General features: G+C 69.0%; 13 protein-coding genes. 6 read left to right on the plus strand and 7 right to left on the minus strand.

The genetic code is table 11. The features are described 5' to 3' along the window. Positions 1 to 93: 93 nt before the first annotated feature. A complete protein-coding gene (locus AB0B82_RS28660) occupies positions 94 to 819 on the minus strand; it encodes a Type 1 glutamine amidotransferase-like domain-containing protein (protein WP_360175176.1) in 726 nt (241 codons plus the stop codon). Positions 820 to 983: 164 nt separating this feature from the next. Between AB0B82_RS28660 and ctaD the strand changes: the two genes are divergently transcribed. Beyond that, entirely contained in the window at positions 984 to 2735 is a 1752-nt protein-coding gene (ctaD, locus tag AB0B82_RS28665) for a cytochrome c oxidase subunit I (RefSeq protein ID WP_360175179.1), read from the plus strand. A 3-nt stretch (positions 2736 to 2738) separates the two neighbouring features. Continuing rightward, complete coding sequence (locus AB0B82_RS28670) at positions 2739 to 3083, plus strand: hypothetical protein (RefSeq protein ID WP_360175182.1); 345 nt, start codon at positions 2739 to 2741, stop codon at positions 3081 to 3083. Position 3084: 1 nt separating this feature from the next. On the opposite strand, the gene AB0B82_RS28675 is transcribed toward AB0B82_RS28670, so the two are convergent. The 3 genes from AB0B82_RS28675 to AB0B82_RS28685 form a co-directional block, all read right to left on the minus strand. Next, a complete protein-coding gene (locus tag AB0B82_RS28675; RefSeq protein ID WP_360175185.1) occupies positions 3085 to 4398 on the minus strand; it encodes a neutral zinc metallopeptidase in 1314 nt (437 codons plus the stop codon). A 161-nt stretch (positions 4399 to 4559) separates the two neighbouring features. Beyond that, a complete protein-coding gene (locus AB0B82_RS28680) occupies positions 4560 to 8273 on the minus strand; it encodes a S8 family serine peptidase (protein WP_360175188.1) in 3714 nt (1237 codons plus the stop codon). A gap of 29 nt (positions 8274 to 8302) precedes the next feature. Continuing rightward, entirely contained in the window at positions 8303 to 12343 is a 4041-nt protein-coding gene (locus AB0B82_RS28685; RefSeq protein ID WP_360175191.1) for a S8 family serine peptidase, read from the minus strand. A gap of 170 nt (positions 12344 to 12513) precedes the next feature. Between AB0B82_RS28685 and AB0B82_RS28690 the strand changes: the two genes are divergently transcribed. From AB0B82_RS28690 to AB0B82_RS28700, 3 genes are all read left to right on the plus strand, one after another. After that, the gene (locus AB0B82_RS28690; RefSeq protein WP_360175194.1) at positions 12514 to 15597 is read left to right on the plus strand and encodes a BTAD domain-containing putative transcriptional regulator; all 3084 of its coding nucleotides are present in this window, start codon (positions 12514 to 12516) and stop codon (positions 15595 to 15597) included. Between the two features lie 100 nt (positions 15598 to 15697). Beyond that, positions 15698 to 16195 carry a DUF3237 domain-containing protein gene (locus tag AB0B82_RS28695; RefSeq protein ID WP_360175197.1) on the plus strand — a complete coding sequence of 166 codons (498 nt, stop codon included), beginning with the start codon at positions 15698 to 15700 and terminating at the stop codon, positions 16193 to 16195. Between the two features lie 36 nt (positions 16196 to 16231). Continuing rightward, the gene (locus AB0B82_RS28700; protein ID WP_360175200.1) at positions 16232 to 16891 is read left to right on the plus strand and encodes an alpha/beta fold hydrolase; all 660 of its coding nucleotides are present in this window, start codon (positions 16232 to 16234) and stop codon (positions 16889 to 16891) included. Here the strand turns inward: AB0B82_RS28700 and AB0B82_RS28705 are convergent. From AB0B82_RS28705 to AB0B82_RS28715, 3 genes are all read right to left on the minus strand, one after another. Next, positions 16842 to 17957: an ABC transporter substrate-binding protein gene (locus tag AB0B82_RS28705; RefSeq protein WP_360175203.1), complete on the minus strand. Its 1116-nt coding sequence runs from the start codon at positions 17955 to 17957 to the stop codon at positions 16842 to 16844. The genes AB0B82_RS28700 and AB0B82_RS28705 overlap by 50 nt on opposite strands. Before the next feature lie 18 nt (positions 17958 to 17975). Further along, on the minus strand, positions 17976 to 19034 hold the full coding sequence (locus AB0B82_RS28710; protein ID WP_360175206.1) for a helix-turn-helix domain-containing protein: 1059 nt from the start codon (positions 19032 to 19034) through the stop codon (positions 17976 to 17978). Positions 19035 to 19107: 73 nt separating this feature from the next. Further along, complete coding sequence (locus AB0B82_RS28715) at positions 19108 to 20040, minus strand: DMT family transporter (protein ID WP_360175209.1); 933 nt, start codon at positions 20038 to 20040, stop codon at positions 19108 to 19110. Between the two features lie 250 nt (positions 20041 to 20290). Here AB0B82_RS28715 and AB0B82_RS28720 point away from each other — a divergent pair, with 250 nt between their 5' ends. After that, the gene (locus AB0B82_RS28720) at positions 20291 to 21790 is read left to right on the plus strand and encodes a trypsin-like serine protease (RefSeq protein ID WP_360175212.1); all 1500 of its coding nucleotides are present in this window, start codon (positions 20291 to 20293) and stop codon (positions 21788 to 21790) included. Positions 21791 to 21849: the final 59 nt, after the last annotated feature.

Raw genomic sequence — 21849 nt, forward strand, 5'->3', positions numbered from 1 at the left:
GGCGCCGGGCGGGCCGGGCGGGCGCCCGGGGGGCCCGCGGGGGCGCGGCGGGGGGGTGACGGGGGGTGACGGGGGGTGACGGGGGGTCACGGGTCACGGGGTGAAGAATTTCCAGTCGCCTTCGGTGATGACTTCGGGGGTGTTGCCGACGACCTTGATCGCGGTCTGGTCGTCGATGGCGTAGGTGGCGGCCGGGATGTGGGCGGCCCACTTCTCGGCGTTGGGTGCGGAGGCGTCGGGGTGGTGTTCGTGGTTGTAGTGCGGGATGACCGCGAAGTCGACCAGCCCGGCGCCCTGGCCGGTGACGAGGGTTCGGTCGATGTCACCGTCCGGCGTACTGAAGACGACCTGCTCCGACTTGAGCGGTTCGTCGGCGCTGCCCGGCGGCTCGGTGTACGTCTCGACGAACGTCGATGCCGCTGCCATGCTGCCCGCGCTCACGCCGACGTACACGGGCTCCAGCGCCGGGAGGTCAGCCAGACCGGAGCGGCGGAGCCAGTGCGCCAGGAACAGTGGGTCGCCGCCGGCGAACAGCAACGCATCGGCGGCGCGCACTGCCGGCTCCCAGATGGAGCGCGAGATGCTCGGCAGCACCGACAACTCCAGGACGCCGACCGACTTCCACCCCAGCTCGGCCAGCGGCGCCGGTGACTGGCCGTGCAGTGCCCGCCAAGCCATTCCGGGTCCGCCGGGGAACGGATACAGAGCGGTCGGGACGAACAACGCGTCCGCCTCGGACACCGGTTTCCCGAGCAGGTCGACCAGGGTGTCGTGGATGCTCGCGTTGGTGATGCCGGCGGAGGTCAGCAGCAGCTTCATGTCGCTCTCTTCGGTCGACGTCTGGTGGGCCGGGTACGGCGGCGTACTCGGGGTGAACGGGTGCGTTCATGACTGCAACGAAAAGTACCGCCGGGTTCCGACACTTGACCGGCGGATGTTTCTGCGGTGCATTGGGAGGTGCGGCGAGATGCCGGGGGTGAGCCATGGTCAGTGTCGAACAGCGAACAGGCTTCCCAGCTGTGTCCGAACGGCGACCGTTGGGCAAGCAGCTGGTCAGAGTCCTGACGACCACGGACCACAAGATCATCGGGCACATGTATCTGATCACGTCGTTCGCGTTCTTCCTGATCGGCGGCGTGATGGCGCTGGTGATCCGCGCCGAGCTGGCCGAACCGGGTCTGCAATTCGTGAACGAAGAGGTCTACAACCAGCTGTTCACGATGCACGGCACGATCATGCTGCTGCTGTTCGCGACGCCGCTGTTCGTCGGCTTCGCCAACGAGATCATGCCGATCCAGATCGGTGCCCCGGATGTCGCGTTCCCGCGGCTGAACATGTTCAGCTACTGGCTGTTCCTGTTCGGCGGCCTGATCGCGTCGAGCGGCTTCCTCACCCCGGGCGGAGCCCCGGACTTCGGGTGGACGGCGTACACGCCGCTGTCCAACGCCGAGCGCTCCCCCGGCATCGGCGCCGACCTGTGGATCATGGGGCTGTGGATGGCCGGCCTCGGCACCATCCTGGGCGCGGTCAACTTCATCACCACGATCATCACGATGCGCGCGCCCGGGATGACGATGTTCCGGATGCCGATCTTCACCTGGAACATCCTGGTGACATCGATCCTGGTGCTGATCGCGTTCCCGATCCTGGCCGCCTCGCTGCTCGTGCTTGAAGCCGATCGGCTGCTCGGCGCGCAGGTCTTCAGCGCGGCCAACGGCGGCCCGATCCTGTGGCAGCACCTGTTCTGGTTCTTCGGGCATCCCGAGGTGTACATCATCGCGCTGCCGTTCTTCGGCATCATCACCGAGGTCCTCCCGGTCTTCAGCCGCAAACCCGTTTTCGGCTACATCGGGCTGGTGGCCGCGACGCTCACCATCGCGCTGTTCTCGATCGCGGTCTGGGCGCACCACATGTTCGTGACCGGCGCGGTGAACGCGTCGTTCTTCTCGCTGATGACCTTCGTCATCGCGGTCCCGACCGGGGTGAAGTTCTTCAACTGGATCGGCACGATGTGGGGCGGCTCGCTCTCGTTCGACACGCCCATGCTGTGGTCGATCGGGTTCCTGGTGACGTTCCTGTTCGGTGGTCTGACCGGCGTCATCCTGGCGTCACCGACGCTGGACTACCAGATCAGCGACACCTATTTCGTGGTCGCGCACTTCCATTACGTGGTGTTCGGGACCGTGGTGTTCGCGATGTTCGCCGGGTTCTATTTCTGGTGGCCGAAGTTCACCGGCCGGATGCTCGACGAGCGGTTGGGCAAGCTGCATTTCTGGCTGCTGTTCATCGGCTTCCACACCACGTTCCTGGTGCAGCACTGGCTCGGCGTCGAGGGCATGCCGCGGCGCTACGCGTCGTACAGCGCGGGCGACGGCTTCGTCACGCTGAACCAGGTGTCGAGCGTGGGTGCATTCATCCTGGGCGCGTCGATGCTGCCGTTCTTCTACAACGTGTACAAGTCGTCGCGGACGCCGCGCGTCGGGGTGGACGATCCGTGGGGTTGGGGCCGCTCGCTGGAGTGGGCGACCAGTTCGCCGCCGCCGCGGCACAACTTCGTCACGCTGCCACGGATCAGGTCGGAGTCGCCGGCGTTCGACATGCACCATCCGGACGTCGCGCTGAGCGAGTACGGCGACAACCTCGCGCCGCGCGACAACCTGCTGGACGCGGGCGAGGACCAAGGCCGCGTCGGACACCTCGAGGAACAAACGCCCCGCGAGCGGAACGAGGACTGAACGATGCGAGGTCTGTCTGTCGTCCTGGCATCCGCGCTGCTCCTCGTCGCAATGCCCACGACGGCTGCCGCGGCCGAGACGGGCGCACGTGTCGAGACCGGTGTACGCGTCGAGACCGGGGTGGCCGGCGCGGCACCGACTCCGGCACCGACGCTGGGGTCCACGCCGCACGACACCACCCAGCTTCCCGGCACGGCGGACGACGACGCCCAAGACTTCGCCAAGACCTACCTGGCCGTGATCTCGCTGCTGATCTTCGCCCTCCTCGGTGGCGTGGCCACCGTCATCTACCTGCTCCGCCGCAACCGCACCACACCCGCAACCGCCATCAGCACTCAGCGCGAGTAACTCACTGGCGGCAGGCGGCCGTGCCTTCGAAGATGCCGGTGCGGAACGCCGTACTGCGTTCGAAGGCGCCGCCGCGATCGGATCGGTGACCGCTGTCGGACAGGCTGCTGAGCACGATCTCGGTGAGCGCCTCGTCGAGGTCACCCGGTGACAGCTGCGAACTCGGTAGGTCGCCCTGCGCCAGGTACGCCAGCCAGGCCCCGGTCAGGCAGTCGCGCTGCAGCCCGGCTTCCTTCCCGGTGGTCGGCAGACCGGCCGCTCGCTGCCCGGCCTCGGCCCACGCGTCACTGAGGACCGCTCCGGTCGCGACATCGCCGATCTGGGCGTGCGCGCGCTGGACCCAGTCCGTCAGCCACTCGACGGAGTTGCTCGAGGCGCAGTACTGCGAGAAGTCGTCCTGCTGTGGTTGACCAGGACACTCCGGCAGTTCGGCGCCACCAACAGGATCGAGAGTCGGCGGATCGAATGTCGCCCCGGGGCGCAACTGCGGTGCCGCCTCCGCCCAGTAGTCGTTCAAACTCTCCGACAGCACCTCGACCGTTTCGTCGTACGGGAGATTGCCGCCGCTCCTCGCCTCCGACACGGTGCGGAACGGCAACTCGGTGACAACGGCCTCTCCGTCGGGGAAGCGGGCGCATCGCTCGGCGCCCTGCTCGTAGCCGGTCTGGTAGGCGTTGACGCGATCGAATCCGAGCCCGTGTGCCCGCTCCGCGTCGGCACCGGTGCCGGGTTGGTCGCGCAGCGTCAGAATCGTGGCCACCGCGGTGTCGAGCGAGGCATCGGTGACCGAGACCGGATCGTTCGTGTCGTTCTCGGCGAAACGGGTCCACGCTCCCGCGAAGCAGTCGGCCTGCAGCTCGCGGATCACCGAGGGCGCGTCCACCCCGACGCGCGCCTGGACCGCGTGCCCCATCTCGTGAGCGAGCACGATCGCCGGCGCGATCTGACCGAACCGTTCGGTCAGCCGCGGGAAGAGTTCGGCCGCGTCCCAGGCGATGAAGTCCTCGCGCGCCCCGCAGTAGAAGGCGTTGCCGCGTACGTCGTCGTACGTCAAGCGCTCGCCGCCACACGTGAACGGCCCGCTTTGCGGCGTCTTCGGCTGGAACCCGCCGGCCGGCTCGGTGAACTCGCGGTCGTAGATCCGCGGCTGTTCGTCACGCCAGAACTCGAGAAGGCTCCGCTCCGCATCCTCGGTGGTCTTCGAGATCGCCTCGGCGGACGCACCCGACTCCGTGTCCTCGGGCAGCGGCGACCGCTGCCTGGACGCGATGGCAACCACCGCGACCAGCGCCGCCACGACAATCAGCAGGACCACCCGCCCTGCCCCTCGCTGTGCCCGCACGCCCGCTCGTCCCCAAGCACTCCCTCGTCCACCGAGCTGTTACGCCGTACCTCGCCTCCCATTGAAGCAGGAGAGCGGGAGAACCCGGCCTGCCCAGGGGGCTCTGGGCAGACCGGGGGTACCAGATCAGTCCTTCAACGGAGGCCGTAGGCGCGGTGAACGGTCTGGTCCACCGCATTGCCGGCTTTGTCGGTTGCGCGAACCCGGAGCGTCACCGCGTCCTTGCCCGCCGGTACGAGGGCCTTGACGTTCGAGCCCTTCCCGATCACCTGCGCCTGTCGCCAGGTCCGGCCGTCGTCGAAGGACACATCGACCCGGACCGTGACGCCCTTGGGCGCGGGCAGGCCCGGCTGGTTCCGGACGCTGAGGCCGAGCAGATGCGGGACGTGTCCGTTCGCCCGCCCCTCGAGGTCGACAGGTGCCGCATAGTCGACCTGCAGCATCGGCAGCACCGCGGTCTTGCTCGTCCGCTTCGACCGGAACTCCCAGGCGGTCGTCGTCCGGCCGCCCCAGAGCCACTCGTCTTCCTGCTGCCGCCCGGTCTCCAGCTCGAGCCGGTACGACGCATCGTCCGGATCGACCGTTACCGATCCGTGGGCGTCGGGCAGCTCGGTCAACAGCTTGCCGTCCCGGAACAGCCGCGCCGAGACCGTGTCGGTGTCCCCGACCATCGCGGCCTGATAATGCCCGGTGGAGTCGACGAACTCCGGTACCTGGAAGTCCAGCCGATCGCCGTCCCGCACGGACACCGGACCATTGGGGCCGGACGGCGCCGCCGGCCGCACAACCGGGACGAACCAGTTCTCGGTCGCCGTCTCGCGCGGCTTGTACGTCCGCGGTACGTGGGTTGCACCGCGCAACGAAGCGAAGTCCAGGTCGGGGAAGAAGAACACCACATGCTGCTGCCAGGTGGTGTCGTTCGCCGAGATCCACTCCTGGCGCACCTTCGGGGTCTCGATGAAGCGCTGCCGCTCCAGCATCATCGCGAAGTCCTGGTAGGGCCGCCAGGCGAACCGCTGTTCCTTCGACCAGTTCGTCCCGCCCGGGTTGGCGTACCGCGCCTCGACCTGAGCGGTGTTCTGCTTGGTCACCCGGTGCACGACCTGCTTCGGAATCTGCTGCTTCTCGACGTGCACCACGTCGTACAGGTACGGACTGGACGTGGTGAGGGTGAGATCCATGGTGATCGGCCGCTTGCGGAGCTGTGCGAGCATCCGCTCGGCATCGTCGTGCATGACCACGAACGCGGGCAGCGGCAGCCGTTGACCCAAGGGCTCCCACACCGTCCACGCCGAATGGTCGGCGGGCCGCTGGATGAGCACCGCCGCTGCCCCGGCGGCCGCGGCGTTCCGGATCTGTTGGTCCTCGGCCTCGAAGTCGAACGGGACGATCGCCCGCAGCAGGACGGCCTTCCCGCGGACCCGGGCCGCAGCCAGTTCCTCGGGCCGTCCGGTCCCGGCAGACACCAGCTCGAGCTTGCGCCGCCCGTCCCAGGCCGGCGAAGTGTGCAGCAGATTGATGTCCTCAGTGCCGGTCAGACCACGTCCGGAGACCTGCACCATCGGCGCGACCAGTTGCCACCGGGACCAGAACTCGAAGGTACCCGAGGTCACCGGCCGCGTGGGCGAGACGTTGAGCGCGGTCGTGGTACTGAACTCCATCGTTCCGAACGAGACACCGTAACCGTTCGGGTGGCGGCGCTGGACGCCGTACGTCATCACCGCCTGATGCTCCGCGGGTTTCGGAGTCTCGATGCGGACGGGAGTCCCGGTGCGCAGTTCCAGGTCGAGCTTGCGGTCGGATTTCACTTCGAAGTGCGGATCGGTGAGCAGTGTGGCCTGCTCGTCCAGCGGTGCGCCGTCCAGCCCCTGGGCGAGCAGGAGGTAGGTCCCCTCCTCGACCGTCAGGGTGACGCCGATCTCCCGCTCCTGATGCCGGATGAACCCGATCGCCGTCTTGTCCTGGGTGTCGCCGAACAGGCCGATGAACGGAGTCCCCATCAGCTCTCCGTCGCGGCCGCGCATCCGGAGCGTCACCTCGTGCAGGCGCCCGCGGACAGTCGTCGACACTGCGGTACGCAGGGTCGTGCCGTCCGTGGCTCGGGCAACGATCCATCCGCCGTACCGGCCGCGCTCGAGTCCGGTCGGGTCGAGTGTGACCGGGACCTGCACCGCCGACCGCGGCGGGACGGTGACTTGCTGCGCGCCCAAGGAGAAGTTGCCCTCGTGCGGCTGCTTGGTGACGAGGTTCGTCAGCTGCAGTTCCAGGTTCAGCGTGAGCGCGGCGTCGCCGGTGTTCGTCAGGCTGACCTGTTCGGTGACCGGCTGTGGGTCCGGCAATTCCGCGACACCGAAATTGAGTGTGCCGGTCGCGTACGCCGATTGCTGCACGGCACGAGACACCGCGACCCGACCGACGCCCTGCTCGTCCAGCGTCAGGCCGTCGTTGTGCTCGGCCGTGCTGGTGATCAGGTCCTTGAGCGCCGGACCTCTGAGGCCGGGGTAGCGCTGCGCGAGGATCGCCGCCGCACCGGCGACGTGCGGTGTCGCCATCGAGGTCCCGCTGAACGCGGTGTACTGCTCGTCGACCGGGTCGCCTTCCGACGTCCCCGCGGCCCGGGCCGCGACCACGCCGACACCGGGTGCCGTGACCTCGGGCTTGATCGCGTGATCGCCGCGCCGCGGTCCGCGGCTGGAGAAGTAGGCGAGCGCCTCGTCGCGGTCCACCGCGCCGACCGTGAGTGCCGCGTCGGCGGCTCCCGGCGCCCCGACCGTGCCTTCACCGCCGGAGTTGCCAGCCGCAACTACAAACAGCGTGCCGGACTCCGCGGAGATACGGTTCACGGCCTGACTCAGCGGGTCGGTGCCGTCGGTCGGCTGGCCGCCCAAAGACAGGTTGACGACCTCGGCCCCGGAGGCGGCCGCCCACTCCATGCCGGCGATGACCCAGGACGTGTATCCCCAGCCGTCGTCGTTCAGTACCTTGCCGACCAGCAGGTTGGCTCCCGGGGCGACGCCCCGGCGTGAACCGTTCGACGCGGCGCCGGTCCCTGCGACGGTGGCGGCGACATGCGTACCGTGGCCGATCCGGTCAACCGCATCCGGGCTGTCGGTGAAGTTCTCCGCGGACCCGACCTTGCCGACCAGGTCCGGATGAGCGGAATCGACGCCGGTGTCGAGTACGGCGACATCGACACCGCGGCCGTCGTACCCGGACTGCCACGCCGTCGGCGCACCGATCTGAGCGGTTGTGCCGTGCAGATCCGCGCGCGCCTTCCCGTCGAGCCAGATCTTCTTGATGCCGCCGCCCAACGCCGAGCGGTTGCCTCCGGCCACGGACTGCCAGAGCTTCGCGGCACCGTCCGCGTCGGTACGGACCGCGGCACCGCCGATGCTGCGCAACTCCTCCACCGCCGTGACGCCGGGGAGGGCGGATGCCGGCCTGATTCCGTCGGTGTACTGCACGATCAGCGGCACCTGACCGCCGTACCCCTGCTCGGCGAGCTCGTCGACCTCGAACAGCTCCGGGTCGAGCACCCCGGAGCTGATCGGCCCGACCGCGTCCTCGGGGAGCACCCTCAGAGTGCCGCCGAGCTCCTGGGTGTAGAACCGGATCCGGTCGCGACCGGGCCCGGGACGAACGGTCGCGGTGGCCCGGCCGCCGCCGACAGGTGTCACGGTCACGACGTCACCCGTGACCAGCGTGACCTCGACCGGTTTTTCGATGCTGCTGGCAACGGCTTTGCCGGCAGCCGGTTCGCTGGCGGCCGGGGCGGCGGCCAGCACGGACGCCGTTATCGCCAGTGCGCTGAGGACAGCGACCGACGAGAATCGTCTTCTCTGACGCATAAAAGTCCTTCCTCACAAAGGATCTGTCGTTACGACACGGCGTAGGCGTCGGTGACGACCTGCCGGATCGTGTTCCCGTGCCGGTCGGAGGCCTCGACCTTGAGGCTGACCGGGCCGACCTTGGACGGGTTGACCAGTCGCACGCGGTAGCTGTGACCGGGTCCGGGCGTCACTCGCGCGGCGGTCCATTTCTTGCCGCCCGCCGAGATCCACACCTTCAAGTGCGTCAGCGGTACGGGCTGGCTCTTGGTCGGAGCACCGGAGCGTTGCCCGGTCACGGTGACGGTGTGCGGGCGGCCCGCTGCGGCCGTGCCTTCAGCAGTCAGCTGCAGGTCGTAGCGCAGGTGCAGCAGCGCCTGCCAGTCACACGGATTCTTGTCGCCGAACAGAACGCCGTCGATGCAGTTGTCGGGCGCCTCGACGGTGCTGCGCCGTGGACGCTCGGAGCGGAAGGTCCAGTCCGTGTCGACCACGGTGCCGACGCCGTGCATTTTCGACGTACTCCGGGTCCGGGCCGAGTACCGGTACCTCGCGGGCGCGGCGCCGAGCTCGTAGTACGGGATGCCGAGGTCGTCGTACTTCGGAGCGATCTCCGTCGTCCCCCGGAACAGCCGTCCTTCTTCGAGCAGACCGTCGTCGTACACGCGATGGCTCGAATCGGCGGCGTCGAAGAACTGGCCGAGACCGAGCGAGGTCAGCGATCGCAGTCGGAGCCGATCGCCCTGGCGGCAACTGTCGCACGCGCTGTAGTACCCGGGTGTGCTGCTGGTCAGCCCCGGCCCGCCGGTGACGGAGCCCGGGATCGAGACCTCGTTCCACCGCTCGCGCTCAACGGTCGGCGCGGCGAACGTCCGGTCCTGGGTGATGAGCCGGGCGACACCGGTCGGCCACTCGTTGAACTCGTACAAACGCGACCAGAGCACGTCGTGTCCCGGCGTACTGAAGTACTCGGTCCGGCTCGTCCCGCCGACGAACGCGTGCGACGCCTTGAAACTGAAGTACTGACCGGCCGTGAACGTGTGGTTCGACTCGTTGACGTCCGCCGCCGGCCCCCACGGCTGCTGGGCCTGCTGGTAACCGCCCTGGTACGTCGTGTGGACCGTCGCGACGTGCTTCGCGTCGCCGTCCAGGCGGACCCGATCCGGAATACGATCAGGCAGGTAGTGCGTGAGCTTGTACTCGTACGGCGCGATCGTCTGTGCATGCACCACCGCACGCGTGCCGTTGTCTCGGCCGAGTGCCTCGCGTGCCCGCGTCGCGTCGGTTCCGTCGACGACCAGCACCGGGATCTTGTTCAGCTCCGGCATGGCCGTGATCGAAACGGACAGACCGGAGTCGGTCAGGATTCCCTGGGCGCCGGCCTCGATACTACGGCGGATCGACTCGTAGTACTCCGCCTGTCGTTCGGCACTGTGATACGCGGACGCAGGGTCCATCATCACCAGCTTGCCGCGGACGCTCCGCCCGGCTCGGACATCGGCTTCGCGGGCGAACTGCAGCGTCGTGTCGGCGGTGAACTTCGGTACCGAGTTGGACTCGCTCAAGTAGGTCGGAACCAGGTCGGTCCGCCCGCGCCCGCGCAGACTCAGGCTGATCTGCGGCGCGATCAACGTGTGGTCGTGAAGATGGCGGAACGACCCGATCGTGGGCGTCTGCGTCGGGGTGATGTAGTACTGCCCGCGCGGCCCGCCCGGGTACACCTGAATGTTGCCCCCGTAAAACAGCAGACCGCTCGCGGTGCGCTGCGTCCACATGTCGTTCCGGACCACCGACTCCGCCGGGCGGGCGGTTTTCGTCTCGACGGGAACCACGTCTCGTTCGAGATCGAAGGTGATCGTCGTGTCCTCGTCGATCTGCTGCTGGGAACGCAGCAGCGTGTAGGTCTGGGTGTGTCCGTCCGACTCCGCGCGGTGGATGTCGGCATAGATGTAGTTGGTGCTCACCGCGTAGGTTCCCGCGGCCACGCTGAGGCGGACCTCCCAGAGCCGGTCTCCCACCACCGTCCAGTCGGCACTGGCGACCGTGGCCTGCTCGCCGTCCAGGCCGGGATCGGTGTCGTTCAGTACCAAGGCCGATCCGACGCCGAGCCCGATCGGCCGCGCATTCGGCAGCGAGTCCGCATCGACACGGATCCGCAGAGTGTGGATCGGCGGCCCCATGCGGGCGGCCAGCGGCACCGTCAGGCGTTCCCCGTCAGCGCCCGTTGCGACCAGGTGTCCCGTGAACACGCCGACATGATCGGCGTCCGGGGTGATGGTCACGTCGACGCTCGCAGCGCCGCCCGGCGGCACGAGGACCGACGGCACGCTGGTCGTCACCATCCCCGCCGGCGCGTCCGTGCCGTCCCGCCGCGTCAGCGTCGCCTGCAGCGCCAGCGTGACGGAGCTGGCTGAGCTGTTGCGATAGGTCACCTGCTTCGTCACCGGCTCGCGGGTGGTCGAGATCGACGGGGTGTCGTGCCAGACCTTCTGGCTGGTCGCCCGAGCAACGTCCAGGCGGCCGGCGCCTTCCTCGAAGGACGTGAGGCTGCTGTCCTGCGCGGCGCCGATCAACGCGTTCTTGAGCTGTTCCCCGCTCCAGTCGGGGTGCTGCTGGGCGAGCAGCGCCGCCGCGCCCGCCACATGCGGTGTCGCCATCGACGTACCGCTCGCGGCCGTGTGGTGCTCGTCGACCGGCGTGCCCATCGACGTACCGGCGGCCCGCGCGGCGATGATGCCTACGCCGGGCGCGGTGATCTCCGGCTTCACGGCGTAATCACCCAGACGGGGGCCGCGGCTCGAGAAGTCCGCGAGCTGGTCCGCACTGTCGACGGCACCGACGGTCAGGGCCAGGTCCGCTGCTCCGGGGGCGGACACCGTCTTCGGGCCAGGACCGGAGTTTCCGGCCGCGACGACGAACAGCGTGCCGTACTGCCGGCTGAGGTTGTTGACCGCTTGACTAATCGGATCCAGACCGTCGGTCGGTGCACCGCCCAGACTCATACTGACGACCCGGGTCCGCTGTTCGGCCTGCCACTGCATCGCCTCGATGATCGTCGAGTCGCTGCCGGAGCCGGCGTCGCTCAGTGCCTTGGCGATGATCAGCTTGCCGGCCGGCGCGACGCCTTGGTGCCGCTTGCCGGACGCCGCGCCACTGCCCGCGACCGTCGAGGCGACGTGGGTGCCGTGCCCGTGCCGGTCCGTGACGTCGGCCGGGTCGCCGCCACCGGCGTCACCGGCCGGTACGAAGTTGCGTGCGGCAACCACCTTGCCGGCCAGGTCGGGGTGCGTGGTGTCGATGCCGGTGTCGATCACGCCGACCGTCACGCCGGTCCCGTCGGCACCGGTCGCCCAGGCCGCCGGCGCGCCGATCTGGTGGTTGCTCTGCTCGTCGAGCGCCTTGACCTTGCCGTCCAGCCAGACCCGCTGGACGCCCTGTCCGAGCTCCCCCGGCAGCCGGTATCCGCGAGCATTGCCCGGCGTGGCGGCGAAGACGCTCGACCAGAAGGCTTTCGTGTCCTTCTTGCCGACCCGGACCGCGGCGGCGTTGATCGGCGCGAGAGCCTTCGAGGCCGCCTCACCGGGCAGTGTGCTCGCCCGGGCGGCGAGCTGGGCGGTCGTGGATTTGTCCTTGTACTGAACGATCAACGGCAACTGCCCCGCACGGTCGTTGGCGTAGCCGTCGGCGACCAGTGCCGTGAGGTTGAACAGTTCCTTGTCGAGCACTCCCGCGGTGATGTGCGGCCGTACCTCGTCCGGGACGAAGTAGTGCCGGCCGTTCTCGGTGGTACCGCGGTACGTCATGCGACCGAGGTCCGGGCGTGGGTCGACGGTCACCGACACCCGTCCGCCCGCGTCCTGGGCGTACGTCACGGTGTCGCCGGTGATCAGGGTGATCTTGGTCGGCGGAACCGCTGTCTTGAGTGCGTCCGGCGCGGATCGCGCGGTGGTGGTGGACTGGTTGATGGGTTGGGTGGCGAGTTGGGCGGCAGCCTGGCCTGGCGGCGTGACGATGCCGGCCAGCAGGGCCGCGATCGCGACCCCGATGCCCCACCCGCGCGCCCGGATTCGTCGGTTCTTCTCAGGTTTCATCGGCCATCCTCGAGGTCGAAGTCGCCCCCGAGTCCAAGCCGGGCTCACCTGCCGGACGCACCTGCCGGGGGCACACGTGGTCCCACCCTGACGGCCGTCGATCGACGGGTCCTGGCCATTCGCTTGCCATCCGCTTGACGGCCTTCTCCACCCTTTGCTGCCATCAGGACGTGCAGTTCCGCCTCCTCGGTCCGGTCGAGTGCGTCGTCGACGGACAGCCGATCGCGCTCGGTCGCGTGCAGGAACGCTGTCTGCTCGCCGTCCTGCTGCTCGACAACGGGCAGGTGGTACCGGTCTCCCGGCTGATCGAACTGCTGTGGGACGGCGTACCTCCGGCACGGGCCCAGTCGATCGTTCAGACGTTGGTCTCCCGCGTCCGGGCGGCTCTGCGAGCCGCGGGCGCCGACGAGTACGGCGTCCGCGTGCTGACACGAGCAGGTGGCTACACGATCGAGGTACCGCCCGACTCCGTCGACGCGCAGCGTTTCCGCCGGATGGTGCAGGACGCGCGCGCGGAGTCCGACGTACGTCGTCGAGCTGCCGCGCTGCGGCGAGCCCTCGACCAGTGGCGCGGGCCGGCGATCGCGGACGCAACCACCGCGGCCTTGCGTGACCAGCTCTGTGCGAGCCTCGAGGAGCTGCGCGTGGCCGCACTGGAGGACGCGATCGAGGCTGACCTCGACCTGGGTCGTCATCGTGACCTGGTCGCCGAGCTGACCGCGCTCGTCGCCCGGTACCCGTTGCGGGAGCGGTTCATCGGGCAGCTGATGCGCGCGCTGTACCGCTCCGGGCAGCAGTCGCGCGCGCTCGCCGTGTACCGCGAGGCCAGGCAACGCCTGCTCGACGAACTGGGCATCGAGCCGGCCGCCGAACTCCGTCGGCTGGAGCTCGCTGTACTCACCCAGGATGCCGCGCTCGACGAGTGCACCGGTCACGATCCGGCGCGCCGTACGTCGCCGACCTGGATTGGCCCGCGCTCGCATCTCTCGCAGATCGTCGGACGGCAGCCCGACCTCACATCACTCGTCGCCTTGTTACGCAGTCATCGGCTGCTGACCGTCGTCGGGCCGGGCGGCGTCGGCAAGACAACGCTCGCGCTGCACGCCGCGGAGCAACTGGCCTCCACCACGGACGCCGTTCGTGACGTGGTCGTCGCCGCCCTCGGACCAGCCGTGGGCGAGGACGGCGTCGTGGTCGCGCTGGGTGCGCTGCTCGGCATCAGGGCCGGATCGGTCGCCGAAATGGCCGACGGCATCGAGACGGCGTTCCGCGACCGGCCGCATCTCCTTGTCCTCGACAACTGCGAACATCTGGTCGACGCCTGCGCGCGGACCGTTCGCCGGCTGCTCGCCGCCTGCCCCGAGCTGACCGTTCTGGCCACCTCGCGGATCCCGCTGGGCGTCCCCGAGGAGGCCGTCGTACGACTGGATCCGCTGCCGGTGCCCGACCGCGACGAACCCGCCTCACCCGCGGTCCCGGCGATGGCATTGTTCCTGCAGCGCGCCCGCGAGTCGCTGCCAGGCTTCGTCCCCGATGCCGCGGAGCTCGACGCGATCGCGCGCATCTGCCGCCGCGTGGACGGTCTGCCGCTGGCGTTGGAGCTGGCCGCGGCGCGGCTCCGCACCCTGCCTGCCGTGCGGCTGGCCGAAGAGCTCGACGGTGGCCTCCGGCTCCTGACGCAGAGCGCCGACGCACCGAGTCCGCTCGTGGCCACGCTGGACTGGTCCTACCTTCAGCTGCCCGCGCCCGAGCGTCAGCTGCTCACGCGGCTGTCGGTCTTCCGCGGCGGATTCGACGGCGCCTCGGCCGCGGCCGTCTGCGGTGCCGATCCGCTCAAGCCGGGTCAGGTGCTGCCGCTCATCGCCGCGCTCGTCGATCGGTCTCTCGTGCAGCCGTACGACACCCGGGCCGGTCGCAGGTATCGCCTGCTCGAGGTCGTCCGCGACTACGCGGGCGGGCGTCTCGAGGCGCTCGATCCGAAGCAGGAGACGGCCGATCGGCATCTCGACCACTGGCTGCGCAGGGTGCAGTCGATCGCCACGCGGCCGCTGTTCGGCGAGCAGGTCCGCGGCTGGGCGGATCTCGACGACGACCTGGACAACCTGCGCGCCGCGGCCGAGCACGGCTACACCAGCGGCCGGACTGCCGACGTCGTCGAGCTGACCACGCTGCTGTTCGACTTTTGGGCGGGAGTCACGACCCGCCACGCCGAGCTGGCGCGCTGGTACCAGCGAGCCGCGCCGCACTTCGCGGCGTGCCGACCGGAGGTCCGCTGCATCGCGGAGTTCAACCAGGTGTGCCTGTCCGGGTTGCTGGACGACAACGTCGGGGCGTTGACGGTCTTGCGGCGGATCATCCCCGAGTTGCGCAGGCACCGCCCGGAGCGCGACTATCTGGAGGCCCGGATCACCGAGGTCCGGATGCTGACCCGTATGCAGGACCCAGCCGCGCCGGACCGCGCCGCGGACGTGTTCGAGCTGGTCCGCGCGGCCACGGACCCCCACTACCGCTTGCACAGCACGGCCATGTTCGCCGAGGCGCTGATCACGTGGGGGCGGTACGACGAGGCGGCCGAGATCTGCAGCGGCACGTGCGACGCCGACGCGGCCAATTCCGGCGATCGGATTCGCGTCCTGGCGATGCGTGCGCTGGCCGCTCTCGGGCGGGGCGACTTCGCCGGCGCGGCGGCCGCCGACAGACGGCAGCAGGAACTGCGCGGGCGCGAAGGCGACTATCTGCACATCGCCACGTCCTCCTTGCCGCAGGCTCTGCTCGCACTCGCCACCCTGACCCCGGCGCGTGCCCGGGACGCGATCGCCGACATCGTCACTACCCTCGAGCGGCACTACCCGGCGACGATGTCGTCGGCGTACGCATTCCAGATCTGGCTCGCGCACGCCGAGTGGCGGCTGGGCCGGCCGGACGCGGCGTTGCGGCTGCTCGCCCGCAGCCTGCCGCACGGCTTCGGCCGCAGCGACTACACCAAGACCATGCCCGGCGTCCTGGTCGCCGCGTTGATCGCGTCCGACCTGGGCGACGAGGAGGGTACGGCGCTGGGCTCGGACTGGGACCAGCTGCGCCGCCGGCACGGACTGCCTGCGCCGCTGGGACTTGCCGCCTTCCTCCCCGGCCTCGGTATCGATCCTGCTGCCCCGAGGATTCCGTCCGGCGCGCGCTGGGACGACAAGGAGCCGCAAGATCTGATCCTCCGGACGCAGGCGTGGTGCATGCGGGCCGGCAGCAACAGTGGCTGACGGCAACACCATGCGCGGGTTCCGGTCAGCGCAGCGATGACTTCGGGCCAAAGGATCGCGAGGCTCCTGCCGACGGATCGGCGTGCGTCAGCATGGGAGGATGCAAGCTCAAGATCACCCGGCCATCGGGCACCAGCTGCAATATCCGTCGGCGCATCAGCTCGAGGATCTGTGTTCGCTGGACATCTTCTTCGGCGACGTCCCGTCGGTCCCGACGCCGACCGGGACGCGGATGTTGTTCGCGGTCCAGCGCGGGATCGTCGAGGGGCCGAAGCTGTCCGGTGCGATCGTCCCGGGCTCGATCGACTGGGTCACGGTCGGGGACGACGCGATCGCGCGCGTCGAGGTGAAGGCGGTGATCAGGACCCACGACGACGCCCTCATCCAGTTGACCACCACGGGTCGTGCCCAGCTCGGCCCGCAGCTCGGCCGGTTCCTGGCCGGCGAGTTGGTGACGGCGGACGAGGCGTACATCCGGACCAGCCCGCTCTTCGAGACCAAGGACCCTCGCTACACCTGGCTGAACCACCTCGTGACCGTGGCTCGATGCGACTTGTCCACGTCCCGGATCCGCTACCGGATCAGCGCCCTGAGCTGATTGCCGTACGACGCGCGTACTGAGGAGAACCCCCGCATGACGACCTTGCTTCTTGTCCACGGCGCCTGGCATCAGGGATCGAGCTGGGAGCGTGTCCGACTGGAGCTCGAACTGCTCGGCCACACCGTGCACACACCGTCCCTGCGCTGTGATCCGGCAGTGCGCCTGGCGGATCACGTCGACCAGCTGATCGACGCCGTCGACGCGGCCGGCGAGCCGGTGACGGTCGTGGCGCACAGCTACGCCGGCCTACCGGCCGCCCAGGCGGCGACCCGTGCCGGCCGGAAAGTCGAACGCCTCGTGCTGGTCGACGGGTGGTTGGCTCCGGCCGGGAAGTCGCTCCTCGACGTGGTGCCGGAGTGGTTCCGGAGCTGGTGCCTCAAGGAAGCTGCCGGGGATCCATTGGTCTTGCCAATACCGCCCTTGTCGAGCTTCGGAGTCTCCGGGCCGGACGCGCCGTGGTTGTCGGAGCGGCTCGTGGCTCAGCCGCTGGCGCCCTTCACCGACCCCGTGGAGGTCGGCCTCGACACTGCGGGCCTCGACCTGCACGCGGTGCTGTGTGTTCCGTCGGTCATGCCGTTCCGCGATCTTGCCCAGTCGGCCGGCGCCACCCTCCACGAGATCGAGACCGGTCACGACGTCATGGTCACCCGTCCGTATCAGCTGGCTGCTCTGCTCGATCAGATCGCGACGTGAGCAGAACCCGGAAGCGATCACGCGCGGCCGGGTCCCGGTCGACGATCTGGATCGGTACGTCGACCGCCTGCCAGACAGGGATGTCTGGCAGGCGGGAGAACCGGATCCGGCCGCGGGTGCCTTCGAGGTCGACGGCCGGCCACCCGATCCGCTGACGATCATCAGAGCGCAGTACGTCGGCCAGCACGAGGATCGCGTCGTACCCCTCGAAGGCCACGAACGACGGCGGTTCGCCCAACCGCTGACGCAACACCGGCGCGACACCGGCGCCGAGAGCGCTGAGCTGCGCCGGAAGGTAGCGCAGGAACGAGATGCCGGCACCGTCCTCGCCCAGCAACGCGGCCCAGTCGCCGAACTCGGGCTGACCGGCCGGCGCACCGATCGCGAGCTCGCCCAGCCGTCGATCAGCCTTGACAGCCTTCACGATCGACACGACCGGCTCCGGGTAGCCGGCCAGCAGCAAAAGAGCCGTCGCGCCGTGCTCTACGAGCTCATCGCAGATCTCGGTGCTGGTGAATCGAGGCAGATCGAGTTCGATGACCGTGCCGCCGCGCGGTACGACGTACTCCCGCAGAATGCCGATCCCGGCGGCCCAGTAGACGCTCGGCTGTACTGCCACGGCGATACGTCGATGACCGGCGCCGAGGAGGAAGTCCGCGTACGTTCGCCACCCGCGGGACTGCGGCGGAGCGAGGCGCGCGATCCAGTCCGTCGCCCGATCGGTGAGCGCGTCGAGGACCGCCGACGAGCACAGGAACGGCAGACCGAGAGCATCAGCGCGCGCGGCGACAGCCCGGGCGACAACACTGTGGTACTCCCCGACCAAGGCAGCTACGCCCAGCTGAGCCAACTCATCCACCGCCGCCGCGGCCAACTCGGGATCAGCGCGCGTGTCTCGAACCAACAACTCGAGCGGCCGTCCGTCGATGCCGCCGGCATCGTTGACGTCGTCAACGGCCGCCGTGAGCCCGGCCAGGAGGTGCGTTCCCGCCTCGGCCCACCCCGGCCGGGTCAACGGAACCACCGCACCTACGCGGATCGAGCGTTCCCGCCGCATGATGTCCATCCCGCTCCAGGTTGAAGGTCAGCTCGCCGTACGGTCGGTCCGGTCGAGGGCGTGCGCGCCGATGACACCGACGACCTCAGCCACCGCGGCGAGGTCGTCGCCCGGCGGCGTGATCACACCGGCGCGAAAGGCCCGGCGGTACGCCGTCGGCGACGTCAGCAGGTGCGCGGCGAACCGTTGCCGCAAGGTCACCGCGCTCCCGAACCCGGTCTGTACGGCGATCCGCTCGACGGGAAGATCGGTCTCCTCGAGGAGTTCACGAACGCGGGCCAGCCGCTGACTGTTGAGCCACTTGACCGGTGTCGTACCGGTGACCTGGCGGAACCGGCGGGAGAAGTTGCGCGACGACATGAACGCGACCGCGGCGAGTTCGGCGAGATTGAGGTCCTTGCCGAGGTTGTCGAGCGCGTACTGCATGGCGCGGCTGATCCCGTCCAGGACGGGCTTCGGTTCGGGGACCGGCATCATCACGAACTGCGCCTGCCCGCCGTCGCGGTGCGGTGCCACGACCATCTGGCGGGCCACGTGCCGGGCGACGTGCGCGCCGTGATCACGCCGGATGATGTGCAGGCTGAGATCGATGCCAGCAGCCGTGCCGGCGGACGTCAGGACCTGGTCGTCGTCGATGTAGAGCACATCGGGATCGACCTCGACGTTCGGATAACCCTCCTGGAGACGCCGGGCGTACTTCCAGTGCGTGGTCGCGCGGCGGCCGTCGAGCACCCCCGCCGCCGCCAGGACGAAAGCGCCGGAGCAGAACGACACCAGCCGGGCGCCGCGCCGGTACGCACGACGGATCGCCTCGAGTGCGTTCGGTTCGGCCGGCCGCGCGATCGTGGCGGCTTGCGGGACGATGATCGTGTCCGCCGCGTCGACCGCCTCGACGCCGCTGGTGATCACCGCACCGAACAGGCCGCCCATCGCGGTCGCCTCGCCGGGCGTCGCCGTGCACACCTCGACGTCGTACCAGTCGAGGTCGAGCTCCGGGTGCGGTCGCGCAAAGGCCTCGACGGCGACCCCGAGCTCGAACAACGTGAAGTCCGCGGGCACGAGGACCGCAACGCGATGCTTGGCCATGAGCTCACGGTAGGCGGGTCGCACCGCGTGCTCCAGCGGCACAAATGCCAGACATCGATGGGAAACCGCCAACCTATGTGCGGACCTCGGCTATCCGGTCAAGGCGCCGGACCGATCTGGTCAACGCCACACCGGCCAGGACCAACGCCATCCCGGCGATCGCGGTCGCACCGATGCCTTCATGGAGGAAGATCGCACCGAGCAGGATCGCGACCACCGGGACGAGATAGCCGACAACCGCTGTGCGGGTGGCTCCCTCCGCCGCGAGCATGCGATACGCGATGGCGAACGTGAACGCCGTGCACAGCAAGCCGAGCATCGTGACAGCCACCAAACCGATTGCGGTCGGCGCCGGGCTTTCACGTGCGAACGGTACGGGAATCGCCAACAGCACCGTCGCGACCGTCATCTGAAGACCGGCCAGCTCGGCCGGTGACGCGGCGGACGGAATCAGGCGCCGAGCCATCAGCACGAATCCGGCGGCATACCCGGCGGCCGCCAGCAGGATCATCGGGACCCCGATCGTCAGCGCCACACCGGCACGCCATGGCGCGAAGACCAGGCACACCCCGGCAAACCCCACGGCCACGCCGGCGAGCTGCCGAGGACCGACAGTGCGCCCTCGGCGAGCGGCCAACTCCAGCAGCGCCGCCCACAACGGCGTCGTCGCATTGAGTACGCCGGCGATGCCGGAAGCAACCGTCTGCTGCCCGATCGCGAACAAGGTGAACGGCATGACATTGCACAACACGGCCGCCGACACCAGATCCCAGAGCCGCGGTCCGCGCCCCTTCCACTCCCTCCACCGCGGCCTGCCGAGGAGAAGCAGTACGACGCTCGCGACGACACCCCGCCCGAACGCCAGATAACTCGGCGGCACTCCCTCGGTCAAAGCGAGATCGGTCCACAAGAACCCGCTCCCCCAAGCAAGCGCAAGCACCGCCAGCCAGCCCCACGACCGCAGGTCCGCGGCCAGGCCGCCGCTGTTGTTGCCCTCAGCTACCAACTCATGGTCTCCCGTCCGCTACGCCGAATCTCGATGGTCCATGGCCGAGCATCGCCCGGACGTTGGCAGCGCGAACAGTGCGGGCCGCGTCAAGGTGCATCGAGATACCGCCATGGACATCGGCTGACCTCGGTCAGAGCCAACACCGGATGGAAACCGGCCAGCGCTGCGCGACCACCGCCTGCGGACGGCAACCGGCGCCTACGTTGATCGGCGAGGCCGCTGAGCCGATGACTGAGCAGGAGGATGGATGAGAAAGAGATCGATAGGCGCCGCCCTGGCGACGCTGGCTGCGTCACTCGTCGCCCTTGGCACCATCAGCCAACCGGGAGAAGCCGCGGCGAGTGCCGGCGCCGGCGAGCAAGCGCTCGCGGCGGACAACGTGCGCGGCTCGCTGAACTATCTGATCGGCAGGTACGGCGTCTCCGAGGCCGAAGCGCTGCGCCGGCTCGAACTGCAACGGATCTCGCCGGCGCTCTCGGAGCGACTGGCAAAGGAGGAGCCGGACAGCTACGCCGGGATGTGGATCGACCAGGACAACGGCGGGAAACTCGTGGTAGCGATGACCAAGCCCGAGCGACTCGCCGCGATCGCCGACACCTTCCCCGACGCCGGCAACATCCGCGCGAAGCAGGTGACACGTTCGTTGAAGGAGCTGAACGCGATCCGGGACGACCTGGTCGCCCGTCTGGGCCGCCCCGGACCGGAGAGCCTGGTGCTGCCGACCGTTCGCGAGGACCTGAACCAGGTGGTCCTGCTCCGGCGCGATTGGTTGCCGGCAGCAAAGGCCGTGGCCGGTAAGGCGGCCGCGGACACGATGGTCAGCGATGCCGTGCGCGCGCACGGCTCGGCCGTGGTCTCCCGCCAGCTGCCTCGACCGACGCCGGCCGAAAGTGTGTCGAGCGAGCGCGCCCAGGCTACACCGCCGTACGCGGACTGGGGGTATTGTCATCCCTTGCACTGCAGCGGTTATGGACCGATGCGTGGCGGCTTGCGACTGGACATCCAGCGTGACAACGGCACCTGGGGCGGGTGCACGGCCGGCTTCAACCTCACCTCGACCGGCGGCAGCTGGCCCAACTGGCGCTGGGTGCTGACCGCGGGTCACTGCGTGATGGGCTCGAACCACACCCACAAGGACTTCTCGTACCACAACGGCGCGATCGTCGGCGAGGAGTACGGCGGCCCGCTGCAGAACAACAACTATCCCTACGACTACGCGGTGATGCCGTACGACGACGGCGACGTCGCCAAACGCTGGATCAACAACTGGTCCGGCAAGAACCGGGTACTGTCGACGTGCCGCACCGGTGCCTACGACAACGTCTCCGGCGCCAAATGCCAGCGAACCGGCGACTTCTACATGAGCGGCTATTACCCGGAATACGAGATCAGGCCCGGCTGGATTGTCTGCGCAAGTGGCTCCGGCTCCAGCAAGGCGGACTACGGAAGCGCCTACGACACCGGTGCGGGCGCCGGCTACTACCCGGGGACCCGCTGTGGAAAGGTCCTCACTGTCGGCGGAGGCATCGACACCGACATCTGCGCGCGGCGTGGTGACAGCGGCGGCCCGTTGTTCAGCGAGCTCGACTCGAAGGCCTACGGGATCCTCGCCGGAACCTACCCGGACCAGCAGCGCACCGGCCCCTGCAAAGCGGGTGAACGCAACAACTACTCGCCCTTGTCGCTGATCTTCCAGCAACTCGACAACTACTACTACGACGAATGGTTCCAGCTCAACGTCAGCTAGGAGTCCGCAAGAGCACCTCTCCCCTGCGCGTACCGGCGTACGCGCAGGGGACGGGCCGT

The sequence above is a fragment of the Kribbella sp. NPDC048915 genome, assembly GCF_040649595.1.
Classification (GTDB): Bacteria; Actinomycetota; Actinomycetes; order Propionibacteriales; family Kribbellaceae; genus Kribbella.

What these genes read in the sequence shown, in the direction of transcription:
- AB0B82_RS28720 (WP_360175212.1), top strand. Translation starts at nt 20,291, where the DNA reads ATGAGAAAGAGATCGATAGGCGCCGCCCTGGCGACGCTGGCTGCGTCA.
- AB0B82_RS28700 (WP_360175200.1), top strand. Translation starts at nt 16,232, where the DNA reads ATGACGACCTTGCTTCTTGTCCACGGCGCCTGGCATCAGGGATCGAGC.
- ctaD (WP_360175179.1), top strand. Translation starts at nt 984, where the DNA reads ATGGTCAGTGTCGAACAGCGAACAGGCTTCCCAGCTGTGTCCGAACGG.
- AB0B82_RS28695 (WP_360175197.1), top strand. Translation starts at nt 15,698, where the DNA reads ATGCAAGCTCAAGATCACCCGGCCATCGGGCACCAGCTGCAATATCCG.
- AB0B82_RS28710 (WP_360175206.1), bottom strand. Translation starts at nt 19,034, where the DNA reads ATGGCCAAGCATCGCGTTGCGGTCCTCGTGCCCGCGGACTTCACGTTG.
- AB0B82_RS28670 (WP_360175182.1), top strand. Translation starts at nt 2,739, where the DNA reads ATGCGAGGTCTGTCTGTCGTCCTGGCATCCGCGCTGCTCCTCGTCGCA.
- AB0B82_RS28660 (WP_360175176.1), bottom strand. Translation starts at nt 819, where the DNA reads ATGAAGCTGCTGCTGACCTCCGCCGGCATCACCAACGCGAGCATCCAC.
- AB0B82_RS28705 (WP_360175203.1), bottom strand. Translation starts at nt 17,957, where the DNA reads ATGGACATCATGCGGCGGGAACGCTCGATCCGCGTAGGTGCGGTGGTT.
- AB0B82_RS28685 (WP_360175191.1), bottom strand. Translation starts at nt 12,343, where the DNA reads ATGAAACCTGAGAAGAACCGACGAATCCGGGCGCGCGGGTGGGGCATC.
- AB0B82_RS28680 (WP_360175188.1), bottom strand. Translation starts at nt 8,273, where the DNA reads ATGCGTCAGAGAAGACGATTCTCGTCGGTCGCTGTCCTCAGCGCACTG.